Origin of the sequence: Mesorhizobium sp. M0778 (assembly GCF_040320105.1) — a bacterium.
GTDB lineage: Bacteria > Pseudomonadota > Alphaproteobacteria > Rhizobiales > Rhizobiaceae > Mesorhizobium.
Genome location: NZ_JAMYPA010000012.1, coordinates 32864 through 48485, shown reverse-complemented (window position 1 = coordinate 48485; position 15622 = coordinate 32864). Strand labels below are relative to the sequence as shown.

The window sequence follows — 15622 nt, the reverse complement described above, 5'->3', positions numbered from 1 at the left end:
CTGATGGTCCGAACGATCAAAATCGGAAGCGGAGACCTGTCCGCTGAAATCGTCCCGTCGCTTGGGGCAGGTCTTGCGAGACTGGACCATGGGCGCGTGCCGATCTTCAGGCCTTGGCCAAACGGCGGGAGCAGCAACCCATTCGACCTTGCCTGCAACCTGCTTTTGCCGTGGTCGAATCGCATCTCGGGCGGCGGATTCACATTCGACTCCAAATTCCACGAACTGCCTGCCAATGTTGCAGGCGAGCCATTTCCCGTTCACGGCAATGGATTTTCGAGCGAGTGGGACGTCGACAGCGTAGCGCAAGATAACGCAAAGCTGTCCCTTATCAGCAAAGGACCCGGCCCATACCGATATCGCGCCGATGTGAGCTACGCGCTAGCCAGACAAGGGCTCGAGCTGAAGCTTCGCATCGTCAATCGGGCCTCGGTCAGGCTGCCGTTCGGGCTTGGTATCCATCCATGGTTCCCGAGAACGGCACGGACCGCGCTTCATGCGCCGGCCTCGCAGGTTTGTCTCGAACTGCCCAGCCATCTCCCCGAACGGTTTGTGGATGTCAAAACCCGTCCCGATTGGGATTTCGGCGCCCCGGCCGTATTGCCGAGCGGATGGATAAACAATCTGTTTGCCGGCTGGGACGGCGTCGCTACCATATCGTGGCCGGAGCACAGTTGCAGCCTGCGGATTGAAGCTTCGTCGCCCTTGAACTTCTACCTGGTCTATTCGCCATCGGACGAGAGCGACTTCTTCTGTTTTGAACCGGTCAGTCATGCGGTCGATGCTCACAATCGTGGTTCGATCGACAAATGGAATGGACTGTCGGTGCTTGGCCCTGGCGAGAGTCTGGCAGCCCGTTGCAGCTTCGCCGTCAATTAGACGGACCTCTGCGGCGCCCTCGAGTTGGCGTATGTCGGTGTCGGCCAGCATGTCCGGTTAGCCGGCTTTTCGTCCAAAGTGAGCTTGGGAAGAGGGAACTCCGGCAACCGGGAACCCGTGAGCCCGTTCGACGTTTGCCGGATGTCGCTGCGCAGTTTGTCTGCTTGACGGCACGGTACGGGCCTACTCCGAATGTACCTGGCAGATTGGATCAATGACAGATGTTGACCCAAAGGAATTCGTGCTCGCAGGCATCGTCATGAAGCGACTGGTCTCCGGCGAACAGACGGGAGGCTTGTTGAGTCTCTTCGAAAACCGAAGCGACGGGCAGACGAAAACATCAATCCATGTTCACGCGAATGACGACGAGACAGTCTACGTCATCGAAGGGCAGTTGGCCGCAATTGTGGCCGGCGAGGTCCGAACGCTCTCGCCCGGTGAGAGCATGTTTTTGAAGCGCGGCATCCCGCACCAGCTCGTGAATCCCGGCAACCAGCCCGTTCGCTACATCCTGATAGACACGCCAAGTGTGTTCGAGCAGTTCCTCGCCGAAGGTGGCCATGAACTCGGCAAGGGAGAGGTGGTCGGGCCGCCGACGCCTGCCGATATCGAGCGGCTCAAAGCAGCCGCGCCGAAATTTGGGATTACGCTTCTGCAAGACTGGCCAGCAAGAGAGTAAACGGTTTCGTGATAGCGGCTTGGATCGGCCGCTAAAGCCGATCCTTGCCCGAGAAACCACCATTGGCTAGCCATCCGCAATCCAATCCGAGAGGCTGCGGGCAAAACTTCGCGGCACGATGAGTTCGCACGCGGCCTCGCCGGTGCGCAGGAAGAGCACGGAGACATGATGGAAGGATGTCTGCACGGCGCGGCCCGGAGCGGCGGCCGGCGCGTGCCAGTCGACGGTAATGCAGCCGGACAGAAGCCTTGCGATGTCAGGGCCGGCCATTTTCAAACGAACACGACCTTCGCCGAGGGGAACAGAACAGCCGAGATCGGGGTCGACGGAAAGCGCGGGCGCTTGCGTGCCTTCGTCGAGAACCAGCCAGAGGCGGCGAGGTGCAATGCGGATGATTAGCCCCTTGTGGCGAACGGTCTCTCCGACCGAAGCGGGAAGTTTCGTGCCGAGCGACGCCGAGACGCTCTTTTCGAATTGTCTCAGTGTCCCGTCCCAGCCCTCGATCTGGATAAGCGGACAATCGGCCACGGACAGGCTGAAATCCCGAGAAGAGGTCAAGCTAGCCATGCAGCCGTTCTCCCTGTAGATCGAGGAATACTGGCGAGACAATGCGGGCGCGAACTGTTTCGGCCTTCATCGGATAGACCGCCACGACCTCGCTTCCTTCTGCCGCGACATCGCCGGCAAGCAGGGCCAGCCCGACATAATGGCCGCGCTCGGGGCTGAAAGTGACGGAGGTGATGCGACCGCGCCCATGGCCATAGGGTTTCTCATCCGGCAGGAACAGGATGGCGCCGCCGCGCAGGCGTTTTCCGTCCTCGATGCATTCCAGTCCGACCAGGCGCTGCCGGTTGGGCGCGTGGAGGGCAGGGCGCCGTCGCAGGACGTCGCCGACGAAGCCGCTGCGCTTGCCGGCCATGCGGCCGAGGCCGAGATCGTCGAGCGTCGTGCGTCCATCGATTTCAGGTCCGGCGACATGGCTCTTTTCGACGCGCAGCGCACCTAGCGCCTCGACGCCGTAAGGCTTCAGGTCGAATGGTCTGCCGGCTTCGAGCAGACGGCTCCAGAGCTGTTCACCGGCAGTGGCGCCGGTATAGACTTCGTAAGCGCGCTCGCCGGAATAACTGAGACGCAGGATGCGGAGCGCACGGCCCCCCCATCCGCTTTCGAGTAGTCCCATATGCGAAAGCGCCGCGTCGGAAACGTCGAGAGCGGGAAACGCTGCATTCAGGATCGCGCGGCTGGCAGGCCCGGCAACCGACATCGCCGCCCATTCGTCGCTGACCGAAGTGACGGCCACGCGCAAATCCGGCCAGGCCGTGTCGAGCAGGAATTCGAGACGCGACAGCACATCGGCGGCCTTGGCGGTCGAAGTGGTCATGAAGAACCGGTTTTCCGCCAGCCGCGTCGTGGTGCCGTCGTCGAAGACGATGCCGTCGTCGCGCAGCATGACGCCGTAGCGGGCGCGGCCGACCGCCAGCTTGGCAAAGCCGTTGGCGTAGACGCGGTCGAGGAAGATTGCCGCATCCGGGCCCTGGACATCGATCTTGCCGAGCGTGGAGATGTCCATCAGCCCCGCGGCCTGACGTACATTCCGCATTTCGGCGACATAGGCTTCATTCACGTCATGTCCGGACTGCCGGTAGAAATAGGGCCGCATCCAGAGCCCCACCTCGAGCATCTCGGCGCCGTTGGCCATGTGCCAGTCGTGCATTGGCGTGCGGCGGATCGGCTTGAAATGATGGCCGATGGCGCGCCCGGCAAGCGCCCCGATGGCAACCGGCGTATAGGGCGGGCGGAAGGTCGTGACGCCGGTCTCGGGAATCGTTGCGTTGCGCAGCGCCGCCATCGCGGCAAGTGCGGCAAAATTGCTGGTCTTGCCTTGATCGGTACCCATGCCGAGCGTGGTGTAGCGCTTCAGATGCTCGACCGATTCATAGCCCTCGCGATGGGCGAGTTCGATATCCCTCGTCGTCACATCCATCTGAAAATCGACGAAGGCTTTTCCATGTCCGACGGAAGGCGCTTCGCGAAGTAGCGTCGTGGCGGTGTCGCCGAGATCGAGTTTGGCCGGAGCGGGAACCGGCGCCGACTTGCCGCCGGAGGCTGCCGCGTCGATGCCGGCGCGATGACCGTCCTCGATGGCATCGGCAGTTGCATAGGCCCCAATCATCGCGCCGGCACCTAGCCGGCCGGCCGGAAACGCGCCCGGCACGAAGCCGCCGATATCGTCGCGATAGACAGGTTTGACACCGAGGTGCGAGGTGAGATGCACGGTTGGCGACCAGCCGCCGGACACGCAGACCAGGTCGCAGGCGGCCGAGGACTGGCCCTCCGGCCCGTTGAGCGTTACGTGCCTGACGGCATGGCCGCCGTGCAGGTCGACGATCCGCGTTGCGGCCCGCACCACGACGCCGAGCCGTGCGGCTTCCGCGGCAAGTGCTGCGGGCGGGACTGCGCGCAGATCCGCAACCGTCACCTCCGCGCCGGCTGCGGCATAGTCGAAGGCGGTGCGCCAGGCACCGTCATTGGTGGTGGCGACAATGATTTTCTTGCCCGGCAGGACAGCGAAACGGTTGAGATAGGTCCGGGCGGCTGAGGCAAGCAGGACGCCGGGCCGGTCATTGTTCGAGAACACCATCGGTCGCTCGATGGCGCCAGTGGCGAAAACGATCGAGCGGGCGCGCAGCATGGTGACCGTTTGCCGCGCCTCGCCGTTCGGCTTCGGACCGGTTGGATCGCGCTGTTCGACCAGCCCGATGACATTGCCGTCATAGCTGCCGAAAGCGGTTGTCCGCTTCATCAGCACGACGGTTTCGAAGCCCTTCAACTCGGCCTCGGCCTGCCTCAACCATGCGGCCGCTGCGCTGTCGGACGGTTCCGCCAGAAGCTGGCCGCCAAGCAGGAAATCCTGCTCGATCAGCGCGACCCGCGCCCCGGCCGCGGCGGCTGCCCGCGCTGCTGACAATCCCGCCGGGCCGCCGCCGACAATTGCGACATCGGCGAAAGCATGACGAACCTCGTAGCGGTCGGGATCCGGGCCGGTGCCGGCTCTGCCCAGACCGGCCGCCTTGCGGATAAAGTGCTCGTAGAACATCCAGGCGCGGCGCGTCGGGCCCATGAAGGTCTTGTAGTAGAAGCCGGCGGACAGAAACGGCGCCAACAGCCCGTTGACGCTTTGTACGTCGAAGGCCAGCGATGGCCAGCGATTCTGGCTTTCCACGTCCATGCTGTTGGCGAGTTCCAGTGTCGTCGCCGGCAGGTTCGGCTCGCGCCTGCCTGCGATCCCGAGCGTAACCAGCGCATTCGGTTCCTCCGGCCCGGCGGAAAAGATGCCGCGCGGGCGATGATATTTGAAGCTGCGCCCGACGAGAGTGACGCCGTTGGCGAGCAGCGCGGAGGCAAGGGTGTCGCCGCGATATCCAATCAGCTTGCGGCCGTCGAAGGTGAAATCGAGCGGCACCTCGCGACTGATACGGCCACCCACCGGCAGGCGTTTGCGGTTCGAACTCATGCCGGTGATTTCCTGAGAGTTGATTTCCTGGCGAAGTCGACTGATGCGACGGCATGGTTGCGGGTGTCGCGTTCGACCACCAGCCATTGCCGGCAACCGGTCACGTGCTGCCAGTATTCACGGTGCGGGCCGGCCGGGTTTGTCCTGATATAGACGTAACGGTACCAGGCCTCCGGATCGGGATCGTCATGGGCCGGACGCGTGACCGAGGCATCGCCGCCGTAGCGGAACTCGTCATGGTCGCGCGGGCCGCAGCAGGGGCATTCGATGCGCAGCATTTTGTTCCGCCTCCTATTGCAGCCAAGCGGAAGGGCCGACGCCGGCCTCATCGAGCGTGTGGCCGGTGCGGAAACGATCGAGCCCGTAGGCCGCGATCAAGGGATGCGGCTTGCCGGTGGCGATCGTGTGGGCGAAGCACCAGCCGGAAGCTGGCGTTGCCTTGAAGCCGCCATAGCACCAGCCGCCGTTGAGATAGAGGCCGTCGATCGGCGTCGGGCAGATGATCGGGCTGGCATCGGGGGTCATGTCCATGACGCCGCCCCAGTGGCGCAGCAGGCGGACGCGCGAAATACACGGCATCAATGCAATCGCCGCCTCCGCCACCTCGCGCACGACGCCGAGATTGCCGCGCTGGGCGTAGGAATTGTAGCCGTCGAGATTGCCGCCGAAGACCAACCCGCCCTTGTCGGACTGGCTGACATAGAAGTGGTCGGCGCCATAGGCGACGACGTGATCTACCAGCGGCTTCAGCGGTTCGGTGACAAAGGCTTGCAGGACGTGGCTTTCGATCGGCAGTTCAAGGCCGGCCTTGGCACCGAGCACGGATGTATGCCCGGCAACAGCGAGGCCGACCTTGCCGGCGCCGATCCGGCCTTTCGTCGTTTCGACGCCGACGATACTGTCGCCGTCGCGGAGGAAGCCTGTCACCTCGCAGTTCTGGATGATGTCGACGCCATGGCTATCGGCGGCGCGCGCATAGCCCCAGGCGACGGCGTCGTGGCGTGCCGTGCCCGCCCGGCCCTGGAAGATGGCGCCATGGATCGGGAAGCGGGCAGTGTCGGAAAAATCGAGATAGGGCACCAGCCGGCGCACCTCTTCGCGGTCGAGGATATCGGCATCGATGCCGTTCAGCCGCATGACGTTGGCGCGGTGGCTGAAACCGTCGAGCTGATCGGCCGAATGCGCTGTGACGAGCTGGCCGCGCTGGGAGAACATGACGTTGAAATTCAGCACCCGCGACATGGTCTCCCAGAGCTTCATCGAGAATTCGTAGAACTGGGTGTTGCCGTCGAGCAGGTAGTTGGAGCGGATGACGGTGGTGTTGCGGCCGACATTGCCGCCGCCGACATAGCCCTTTTCGAGCACCGCGACGTTGCGGATACCGTGGTTATCGGCAAGGTAGAAGGCGGTGGCGAGGCCGTGTCCACCGCCGCCGATGACGATCACGTCATAGGACGGTTTTGGCTCCGCCGCCCGCCAGGCGCGCTGCCAATTCTTCTGGCCAGACAGCGCGTTGCGGAAAATCGAGAGTGCCGAGTAGCGCGCCATACGTGCGGGCCTATCGAACGATCGGGCCGGCCGGCGTGCGGGTGAGCACTTCAGCACCCGCGTCGGTCAAAAGCACCGTGTTGGAGACGAAGTCATCGCCGCGACCGGTTCCCATCAGCCACGACAGGATGTGGAAGCTCATCCCGGTCTCGATCTCAAGGTCGGAATCGTGCCTCAAGCCGGTCACCGAATTGCCGCCGGTCCATGATGGCGGCTGGCCAGCGCCAACCAGGTAACCGCAGTGATGGCGGCGATAGTGGGAAAGACCGGCCTCGTCGGCGACGGCCTGCCAGGCGGCGTAGACATCGCGCGCCTTGGCGCCCGGCCGCAGCGCCTCGACGACAGCGTTGAACGCCTTGGCGGTCACCGCCGCCATTGTGGCGTCTTCGTCGCTTATGTGGCCGATGCGAACGAGCCGGCCGAGCGGCGCGTGGTAGCGTGAGATGCAGCCGGACAGTTCGACGAAGACCGGCTCGCCCTTGCGGTAGATCCCGTCGCCCCAGGTCGTGTGCTCTTCACCCAGGCGCGCGGCCGGGCGGATGAACGGTCCGAAGCCCGGCGCATGACCGCCGGCGCGGATCATTGCCGCAACACATTGGGCGGCGACCTCCTGTTCGGAAGCGCCATCCGAGATCGCGGCGATCGCGGCACCGGCGGCGGCGTCCGTCACCTTTGCGGCGCGCCGCATCAGCACCTGTTCCTCGGCGCTCTTCACCCGCCGCATCTTGTCGATCAGACCGGAGACGTCGCTCCACTTGGCATCCGCTTGCATCTGGAGTGCTACGGCAAGTCCATGGCTAAGGCCGGCCGTCCAGTATTCGAGGCCGATCCGCTTGCTGGACAGGCCGAGCTCCGCAAGCACCCGCGCGGCAAGGTCGGCCGCCGTTTCGCTGTCGGAGTGGCCACGGAATTCCGCTGCCTTCACCCGCTTCTCGATGGTCACCTTTTCCATCGAGCGGGTGACCAGGACAGGTTTTCCCTGGAGCGGGACGATCAGCAGGTGAGGGGCAAAATACCCCCAGTGATCGAGCCCGGTGAGATAGAAGACGTTCTCCGGCGAGGCGAAGACCGCCGCGTCGAGCTCACGCTCGGCCAGTGTAGTACGGACCTTGGCAAGGCGGCCGGCGATTTCGGCTTCGGAAAAGGGATTACGGTCCATCGGGCGTCCTCGTGCTTGTTGCCGGCTTGGTGGCAGGCATGGTCTTTTCGGCAGCCGGCTTCCCGGCCGCCATGTCAATCGATAACGATGAGTTCGCGCGCCACATCGCAGAGGCGTTCGCCGCCGCGTTCCGTGACGACGAACGATTCCGAGATGGCGATGCCGAAATCGTCGAGCCAAACGCCGGCCATGAAATGGAAGCACATCCCAGGCTGCATCTCGGTGGTGTCGCCGGGACGAAGGCTTGCGGTGCGTTCACCCCAATCGGGCGGGTATGCGAGCCCGACCGGATAGCCGACGCGGCTTTCCTTCTTCAGTCCGTTCCTCCGCAGGACTGCCTGCCAGACGGCTTCCACCTCTTCGGCGGTGTTGCCGGGGCGCGCCTTCTCGAGGCCAGCGTCGACGCCCTCGACGATCGCCTTGGCCATGTCGAGGATGGCTTGCCGCGGCTTGCCGAAATGTACCGTCCGGGTCAGGGCTGCATGATAGCGGCGGCGCACGCCGGCGATCTCCAGAATGGCGAGGCCGCTGTCCGGCAGCGGCGCGTCGGACCACGTCAGATGCGGCGTGCTGGTGCCTTCGCCAACGGGCATCAGCGGACAGATCGCGGCATAGTCGCCGCCAGCTCCGGGCACGCCCATGATCTGTGCGTGATAGATTTCCGCAATGACATGGTTCTGAGGCACACCGGGTCGCATTTTCTCGATGGCGCGGTTCATTGCATGCGTGCAGATCGCACCCGCCTCGCGGATCAGCACCAGCTCGGCTTCGGATTTCACCAGCCGCGCCCAATTCACGAGATCGTGGTTGTTGGCGAAGTGCGCGTCGGGCAGCCCCTCGACAAGGTGGGCGTGGCAGCGCGCAGTGTAATAATGCGCGTCCATCTCGACGCCGATGCGGGCCTTTCCCCAGCGGCGCGACCGGATCAGTTGCGCGAGTTCGTCATAAGGGTGTTCGACCGGCTGCTGCACCAGCCGTTCCGAGAACGGCACGATGTTTGTCTCGGGCAGGCCGGTGGTTAGGCGTGCGCTCTTGGCATCCTGCGCCCTGCCGAACCAGATCGGCCGGTCCTCCTCCAGATGGACGAGCACGCACTGCGGAACGTAGAACGACCATCCGTCATAGCCGGTCAGCCAGCACATGTTGGCTGGATCCTGACAGACGACGAGATCGAAGCCGGCTTTTTGCATGCGTGTCTTCACGCCGGCCAGGCGCTGCCCATACTCCGCTTGCGTGAATGTCCCGAACTCGTTCGCGGTCGCCACCGAAGTCCTGCCTTCTGGGTACGCTGTTGCCCTCTTGTAAATGGGCAAACCAGGCGAAATTGTGCACAACTCGACGTCAAGTTTGTTGGATAACTACGAATTAGCGCCGAATTTACATGGTTTCTATATCTCTGCTTGCGAAATGTCTAGGGCAGTTGTATACGTCTGATCAAGCAGGCGTCGACCTCGAAGAAGGCCGCGCCCTGGGAACCATCCACAGTTGTTCAATGGGAGAAAAGCATGCTCAAATCATCGATATCGCGCCGCATGGTCGTGAAAGCGGCTGCCTGCATCGCGCTCGCCGCGACGTCATTGACGTCGCTGTCCGCTCACGCGGAAACCACCCTCGAACGGGCCAAGAAGGACGGCTACATCCGCGTCGGTTTCGCCAACGAGGCGCCGTTCGGTTACGCCACGCCAGACGGCAAGCTGACCGGCGAAGCGCCGGAAGTCGCCAAGGCGGTGCTCGCCAAGATGGGCATACCGCAGGTCGACGGTGTTTTGACCGAATTCGGCTCGCTCATTCCGGGTCTCAAGGCCGGCCGCTTCGACATCATCGCCGCCGGCATGTTCATCACTCCGAAGCGCTGCGCTGAGATCAACTACTCCGAGCCGTCCTACGGCATCGGCGAGGCTATGCTGGTGGCAAAAGGCAATCCGAAAGGCATCAAGGATTTTTCCAGCATCAAGGACAATCCGGATCTCAAGCTTGCCGTGATGGCCGGCGCCGTCGAAGGCGGCTTCGCCAAGGAAGCGGGCGTTGCCGGTGGGCAGATCGTCTCCTTGCCCGACCAGTCCAGCCTGGTCGCCGCCGTCCAGTCGGGCCGCGCCGACGCTGCCGCACTGACCGCTCTTTCGATCGCGGACATGGCCAAGAAAGCCGACGGCGTCGACTCGACCAAGCCCTTCGGCGAGGTCGCCGGCAAGTCGGTGAAAGGTCATGGCGGCTTCGGCTTCCGCAAGGAAGACACCGACCTGCAGGAGGCGTTCAACGCCGAGCTGAAGAAGTTCCTCGGTTCGCCGGAGCATATCGCGCTGGTCGAGCCACTCGGCTTCGGCAAGGACTATCTCCCCAACAAGACGACCGCAGAGCTCTGTGCTGGCAAATAGGTTCCCAACTGCTGGCGGCGCGAAAGCGCCGCCCTTTTTCCCCGGGGGAATCGCATGGGTATCCGTACGCTCGTTGCCATGCTGGTCATCGCGCTCGTCGTGATCGGCGCCTTGGCAACACAGGAAAGCTACCGAGTGTTCATGCCGGGGCTGCTGCAAGGCGCGGTCCTGACGGTCGAGATCGCCGTCCTCGGCAGCCTGCTCGCAATTATCATGGGCGTGCTTGCAGCACTTGCAAGGATGTACGGTCCAACGCCGCTCAGATGGCTGGCCACGGTTTATGTCGAGATCTTTCGCGGAACGTCGGCGCTGGTGCAATTGTTCTGGCTGTTTTTCGTCCTCCCGCAATTCGGCGTCACGATCAACGCGTTCGTGGTGGCAGTGCTCGCACTCGGCCTGAATGTCGGCGCCTACGGATCGGAGTGCGTGCGCGGCGCGATCCAGTCCGTCGCCCGCGGGCAGTGGGAAGCGTGTACGGCATTGAACATGAGCCGCCCACAGATGTTGCGCCGGATCATCCTGCCGCAGGCCTTTGTCGCGATGATCCCGCCCTGGGGCAATCTGTTCATCGAGCTTCTGAAATCGACAGCGCTGGTTTCGCTGATCACGCTTTCGGACCTCGCCTTCAAGGCGCAGCAAATGAACCAGAACACGTTCAAGACCATTCCGATCTTCACCCTCGTCCTTTTGATGTACCTGGCAATGTCGCTGGTTGTGACCATCGGCATGCGGCTTCTCGAAAGGCGGGCGTCGCTCGGACTGGCGCGGGGGAAGGCGGCATGATCTGGGATTGGGGATTTGCCCTGGAAATCCTGCCGGTGCTCGCCCGCGCCGCCATCATTTCCATCGAGGCGACGCTGATCGGTTTTGCGCTTGCGGCCTCGCTCGGCCTGGTGCTGGCGGTCGTCCGCATCGCCGTGCCATGGACCAGCTGGACGATTTCGGTGCTGGTCGAGCTGATCCGCTCGACCCCGCTGCTCATCCAGATATTCTTTCTCTATTTCGTCTTTCCGAAATTCGGTGTCGTGCTCGACGCCTTCACCGCCGGGGTGCTGGCCATCGGTATCCACTACGCCGCCTATTGCTCCGAGGTTTATCGCGCCGGTTTCGACAACATCCATCGCGGCCAGTGGGAAGCCTCGATCGCGCTCAATCTCTCGTCCTGGACGACGTTTCGCGACATCATCATCCCGCAGGCGATCCCGCCGATCGTTCCGGCGCTCGGCAATTATCTGGTGGCCTTGTTCAAGGAGACGCCGTTGCTTTCCGCAATCGCCGTGATGGAACTGATGCAGACTGCCAAGATCATCGGCTCCGAAACGTTCCGCTACACCGAGCCGATCACGCTGGTCGGCCTGTTTTTCCTTGCCATGAGCCTGGTTTCGGCGGCGCTCATCCGCTCCCTCGAAGGGCTGCTCAACCGGAGGACCACGCGATGACGGAACAACCGATGGTCCGCTTCGACAATGTATCGAAACGCTACGGCACGTTAACCGTTCTCGACGGGCTCAATCTCGAAATAGCGCGCGGCGAAAAAGTCTCCGTCATCGGTCCGTCGGGTTCGGGCAAGACGACGGTGTTGCGCATGCTGATGACGCTGGAAACGATCAATGACGGTGTCATCTGGGCCGAAGGCGAGCCGCTGACCCATATGGAGAGGAACGGCAAGCTTGTTCCCGCCGATCTCGCCCATATCCGTAAAATCCGCGCCAAGATCGGCATGGTGTTCCAGTCGTTCAACCTGTTTCCGCATATGACGGCGATGCAGAACTGCATCGAGGCGCCGATAACGGTGCTCGGCATGAAGCGGGCGGACGCCGAGGCAAGAGCGGCGGAGCTGCTGGAGCTGGTCGGTCTGGCCCAGAAGAAGGACCACTATCCGTCACAGCTTTCCGGCGGCCAGCAGCAGCGTGTCGCCATCGCCAGGGCGCTTGCCATGCGGCCCAAGATCATGCTGTTCGACGAGGTGACGTCTGCGCTCGACCCGGAGCTTGTCGGCGAAGTGCTGCAGGTGATAAGGCAGATCGGCCGCGAGCATGATCTAACCATGCTGATGGTCACCCACCAGATGGGCTTCGCCAAGGAGTTTTCCGACCGCGTTTGCTTCTTCTATCAAGGCAAGATCTGCGAGCAGGGGCCGCCAAGCGAACTGTTTGGTGCTCCCAAGAACGAGCGGACACGGCAATTCCTGCACGCTGTCCTGGAGGCTGGGTGACGATCGAGACAAAGGCCAAGCCGCCCACGACGGTGACCGCCGCGCCGCCGCGCCCGCTCTCCGCGCGAGAGCGGTTCGAGCGCATCTACCGGATATTGCGCGACCGCATCTGTCTGCTCGTCTATGCGCCGGGAAGCCGTCTGTCCGAGGAAGAACTTGCCCAGGAATTCGAGATCAGCCGCACGCCGGTCCGGCGTGTCCTGGCGCGCCTTGAATCCGAGGGTCTGGTTCAATCCGTCCACGGCGTCGGCACGATCGTCACCGACGTCGATATCGAGGAATTGCAGCAGGTCTATCATTTGCGCCTGGAGCTGGCGCTCCTCGTCGGCAAGCTTTCACCGATCCCGCGCACGGCGGACGACCTCGACCGGATACGGGCGCTCATCGCACGCTGCGATGCCGATATACTCAATCCCGACCAGCGCGCTTTCCTGCGCCTCAACATGGACTTCTTTTACGAGCTCACGGCGATGACCGGCAACCAGCCACTGCGCGAGATCAGCGAGCGCCTGTATTTTCAGGTTGCGCGCGTCGTCCTGAAGCTGATGCCGCAATTGGGCCTTGTCGAGGAATTCACCGCGTTCCGCCGCGAAATGGAAGAGGTCCTTGCCGCCGCCGAGATCGGCGACTGGGAGTCCATAGGGCACATAAGGCGGGCGCATATCTCAATGAGCTTCCGCCGCATGATGCGCCATGCAGGCGAGGCGAATCTGGATAAAGCTACACAATCAGCCCCTTAAGACTGGTGGACTGCCGTCGAGCTGGCTTCGTTTGCCAGGGAAAGCATGGCCGCCCGCCCCGATGCCGACAGAATTTGCCAGCACTGGGGATGACTAACGCCGTTCGATACTGCAGGTCCGCGCCGCCCTAAAGAGGATCCTCACTCGGTATGTTGGCGGGGTTCCAGACGACCTCCCACAGGTGTCCGTTCGGGTCGCGGAAGTATCCGGCATACCCGCCAAAGAACGTGTCCCGGGCAGGCCTGATGATCTCGGCTCCGGCACGGGCGGCCTCATCCATCACTTGATCGACTTCCTCGCGGCGCACAACGTTGTGGCCGATTGTGAACGAGGTCGAACTGATCGGCGCTTTGGGCAGGCCGGTGTCGTAGGCGAGGTCGTCCTGAGCCCAGATCGCGAGCTTCAACCCGCCGGACAGCGTGAAGAACGCGACGGCGCCATGCTCGAATTCGCGGCCGATGATCCCTTCCGTCGGCAAGCCGAGGCCGTCGCGGTAGAACACGAGGCAACTCTCGAGGTTGGCGACAGCGATCGTCAAAACCGAAATGCGCGGTTTCATGGCAGTCTCCTCTGGTTGTCGGAGACACCAGGATAAAGTCGGGCGACAGTGAAGACTTGAACAAAACGGCCAAAAGCGTGCCGCCAAGTCGAAGAACGCGCCGAGGTTTCACTCGCCGTGCAGCAGGTGATGAATCTGTCGCGGGGTGCTTCCTGTCAGGCGTCGGCTCTCGCGAACAAGATGCGCCTGGTCGGAATAGCCCGCCTCGGCTGCCAGGATGGCCGTAGTGCTGTTCGATTGGTTCGAAAGCCGCAGAAAGCGCTGGTAGCGGAGGATACGTTCAAGCGTCTTGGGGCCATAGCCGAAGCTCTCGTCGAAGCGCCGGCGCAACGTCCTTTCGCTCATCTCGAGGGCGCGCATCAACCAAGGGACGAGAGGCGCGTCGGGTGGCGGAGCGCGCTCGATCAAGCGATATGCCGCCTGCATGGGAACGTCTGGGGCGTCGGAGGCCATCTCCTCGGCGACGACCTGTTGGAGCGAGCAGGCCAGATCTTCGAGATTGTCGCTGGCGCGCACGCGGCTGGCGAGGCGCCGAGCTCGCGCTCCCCACAAATCGTCGAGCGACAGCCGCTGACCGACCAGCTCGATTTGCGGCACGCCGAGCCATGCCGCCGCCGTGGCAGGATGGAAGCGCAAGCCGATCACGACCTCGTCCGCCGCTAGAACCTCGGTCTGCGGCTCCTTGTCAGGTCCGGCAATTCGGAAGCTGCCTCCGATCCATTGCAGATCGATCGTTGCGTCGGGCATGACGACGATTGGCGGTGAGCCCGCCGGGTCCATTCGATGCACCCACACCGAAGCGAAGGTCCCGCGAAGCCGCGCCGACACTGGACGTTGCTGAAATGTGCCCGTTGCCTGCGCTGGGACGGGATCGCTCATCTCGCTCCCCTTCGGATTAGCGGCGGTGAACCTACGGCGCAGCGGCTGCGCCCGGCCGTCGCTCGAGACAACAATCTGCACGACCGACAACGTCTGCCAATCGAGAACGGTTGCAAGAATCGGTTGTTTTCTTCCGGCCGGAACGAAGAGGGCAGATGAGGGGTGATGTCACGTGCATCGCCATCGGCAGCGCCGTTTGCTGCTCATACGTCGATGGCCGTTTTGTTCAATCCGGCAAGCGAGATACGTGCTTATCTTTCGGTGTCGTACATCACACGAGAGGTATGCGTCATGAGCAACAACAACGACCAACGGATCGACTACGTCGAATTCAACGTGAAAGACATTCAGCGGTCACGCGACTTCTACGGAAAGGCCTTCGGCTGGACCTTCACTGACTACGGCCCGCAATATTGCGAGTTCAACGACGGGCGCTTGTCAGGCGGCTTTGCGGCTGGCCCAGCGAGGTCCGGAGGAGGCCCGCTCGTCATTCTCTATGCCGATGATTTGCCGGCAACGGTCAAGCGTGTCGAGCAAGCGGGAGGCAAGATCGTCAGGCCGATTTATGGGTTCCCCGGCGGCCGGCGCTTTCATTTTGCGGACCCGGACGGTTACGAGCTAGCGGTTTACACCGAAGACGGCACCAAGGAATGATCGCGGTCCTCCACCACCTCGGAGTGGTTTTGCTCGGCGGCGTCTTTATCTGGGCAGGCGCCGAGCATTTCCTCAGATTCCGGGCGATTGCAGCGTCCCTGGCTGAACGGGGCTTTCCTGCTCCCAAGCCTCTTCTCGCGGCCGGATCGGTGCTTGAGATCGGCGGCGGCTTTTGCCTCGCAACGGGCCTTGGTGGACCCTTTCCCGCCGCAGCTTTGGCCGTCTTCACCATCGCGGCGTCTTTCATGGCGCTCAATTTCTGGCGCTACAGCGGCTATGAACGCGAAGCCCTTCGTACCGGCTTCACCATCAATGTTGCCGTCTTGGGCGGGTTGATTGTCGCCGCGACCACTAGCCTGTGATCATCGTTTCGAGGCGGCGGCTTCGTCTTCATCTGCCATCAGCCGCCGGTCGTTGGCGA

Annotated in this window: 17 protein-coding genes; 9 read left to right on the top strand and 8 right to left on the bottom strand. The window is 62.9% G+C overall.

Annotation, left to right across the window (positions count from 1 at the left end):
- Positions 1–3 precede the first annotated feature (3 nt).
- The gene (locus NKI22_RS18105) at positions 4–879 is read left to right on the top strand and encodes an aldose 1-epimerase (protein ID WP_023717013.1); all 876 of its coding nucleotides are present in this window, start codon (positions 4–6) and stop codon (positions 877–879) included.
- A gap of 214 nt (positions 880–1093) precedes the next feature.
- Positions 1094–1558, top strand: coding sequence for a cupin domain-containing protein (locus NKI22_RS18100; protein ID WP_352937139.1), 465 nt, complete (start codon positions 1094–1096; stop codon positions 1556–1558).
- 66 nt (positions 1559–1624) lie between these two features.
- Here the strand turns inward: NKI22_RS18100 and NKI22_RS18095 are convergent, their stop codons facing one another.
- The 6 genes from NKI22_RS18095 to NKI22_RS18070 all read right to left on the bottom strand — a co-directional run bounded on the left by NKI22_RS18095 (position 1625) and on the right by NKI22_RS18070 (position 9044).
- Positions 1625–2125 (bottom strand): sarcosine oxidase subunit gamma family protein, encoded by a 501-nt coding sequence (locus NKI22_RS18095; RefSeq protein WP_352937138.1) that lies wholly within the window; start codon positions 2123–2125, stop codon positions 1625–1627.
- Entirely contained in the window at positions 2118–5072 is a 2955-nt protein-coding gene (locus NKI22_RS18090) for a sarcosine oxidase subunit alpha family protein (protein WP_352958649.1), read from the bottom strand. The genes NKI22_RS18095 and NKI22_RS18090 overlap by 8 nt, the downstream gene beginning before the upstream one ends.
- Positions 5069–5350 carry a sarcosine oxidase subunit delta gene (locus NKI22_RS18085; protein WP_023717017.1) on the bottom strand — a complete coding sequence of 94 codons (282 nt, stop codon included), beginning with the start codon at positions 5348–5350 and terminating at the stop codon, positions 5069–5071. Before NKI22_RS18085 ends, NKI22_RS18090 begins: the two co-directional genes overlap by 4 nt.
- A 13-nt stretch (positions 5351–5363) precedes the next feature.
- A complete protein-coding gene (locus NKI22_RS18080) occupies positions 5364–6620 on the bottom strand; it encodes a sarcosine oxidase subunit beta family protein (RefSeq protein ID WP_023717018.1) in 1257 nt (418 codons plus the stop codon).
- Between the two features lie 10 nt (positions 6621–6630).
- Positions 6631–7779: a M24 family metallopeptidase gene (locus tag NKI22_RS18075; RefSeq protein WP_352937134.1), complete on the bottom strand. Its 1149-nt coding sequence runs from the start codon at positions 7777–7779 to the stop codon at positions 6631–6633.
- Between the two features lie 74 nt (positions 7780–7853).
- A complete protein-coding gene (locus tag NKI22_RS18070; protein WP_352958647.1) occupies positions 7854–9044 on the bottom strand; it encodes a M24 family metallopeptidase in 1191 nt (396 codons plus the stop codon).
- Between the two features lie 240 nt (positions 9045–9284).
- On the opposite strand from NKI22_RS18070, the gene ehuB reads away from it, so the two are divergent.
- Genes ehuB through NKI22_RS18045 form a run of 5 tightly spaced genes read left to right on the top strand, consistent with a single transcriptional unit; the run spans position 9285 to position 13109 of the window.
- Positions 9285–10154 (top strand): ectoine/hydroxyectoine ABC transporter substrate-binding protein EhuB, encoded by an 870-nt coding sequence (gene ehuB, locus NKI22_RS18065; protein ID WP_352958645.1) that lies wholly within the window; start codon positions 9285–9287, stop codon positions 10152–10154.
- 54 nt (positions 10155–10208) lie between these two features.
- Positions 10209–10937 (top strand): ectoine/hydroxyectoine ABC transporter permease subunit EhuC, encoded by a 729-nt coding sequence (gene ehuC / locus NKI22_RS18060; protein ID WP_352483851.1) that lies wholly within the window; start codon positions 10209–10211, stop codon positions 10935–10937.
- Positions 10934–11593, top strand: a complete 660-nt coding sequence (gene ehuD / locus NKI22_RS18055; protein WP_352547624.1) for an ectoine/hydroxyectoine ABC transporter permease subunit EhuD — start codon at positions 10934–10936, stop codon at positions 11591–11593. Before ehuC ends, ehuD begins: the two co-directional genes overlap by 4 nt.
- Positions 11590–12369: an ectoine/hydroxyectoine ABC transporter ATP-binding protein EhuA gene (gene ehuA, locus NKI22_RS18050; protein ID WP_352958642.1), complete on the top strand. Its 780-nt coding sequence runs from the start codon at positions 11590–11592 to the stop codon at positions 12367–12369. Before ehuD ends, ehuA begins: the two co-directional genes overlap by 4 nt.
- The gene (locus tag NKI22_RS18045; protein ID WP_023717025.1) at positions 12366–13109 is read left to right on the top strand and encodes a GntR family transcriptional regulator; all 744 of its coding nucleotides are present in this window, start codon (positions 12366–12368) and stop codon (positions 13107–13109) included. Before ehuA ends, NKI22_RS18045 begins: the two co-directional genes overlap by 4 nt.
- A 127-nt stretch (positions 13110–13236) precedes the next feature.
- Here the strand turns inward: NKI22_RS18045 and NKI22_RS18040 are convergent, their stop codons facing one another.
- Entirely contained in the window at positions 13237–13668 is a 432-nt protein-coding gene (locus tag NKI22_RS18040; RefSeq protein WP_023717026.1) for a VOC family protein, read from the bottom strand.
- A gap of 108 nt (positions 13669–13776) precedes the next feature.
- Positions 13777–14628, bottom strand: a complete 852-nt coding sequence (locus NKI22_RS18035) for an AraC family transcriptional regulator (RefSeq protein ID WP_352958680.1) — start codon at positions 14626–14628, stop codon at positions 13777–13779.
- 210 nt (positions 14629–14838) lie between these two features.
- Between NKI22_RS18035 and NKI22_RS18030 the strand changes: the two genes are divergently transcribed.
- Both NKI22_RS18030 and NKI22_RS18025 read left to right on the top strand, forming a co-directional pair.
- On the top strand, positions 14839–15201 hold the full coding sequence (locus NKI22_RS18030; RefSeq protein WP_031193399.1) for a VOC family protein: 363 nt from the start codon (positions 14839–14841) through the stop codon (positions 15199–15201).
- A 23-nt stretch (positions 15202–15224) separates the two neighbouring features.
- Positions 15225–15563 carry a DoxX family protein gene (locus tag NKI22_RS18025; protein ID WP_245278508.1) on the top strand — a complete coding sequence of 113 codons (339 nt, stop codon included), beginning with the start codon at positions 15225–15227 and terminating at the stop codon, positions 15561–15563.
- Positions 15564–15622: the final 59 nt, after the last annotated feature.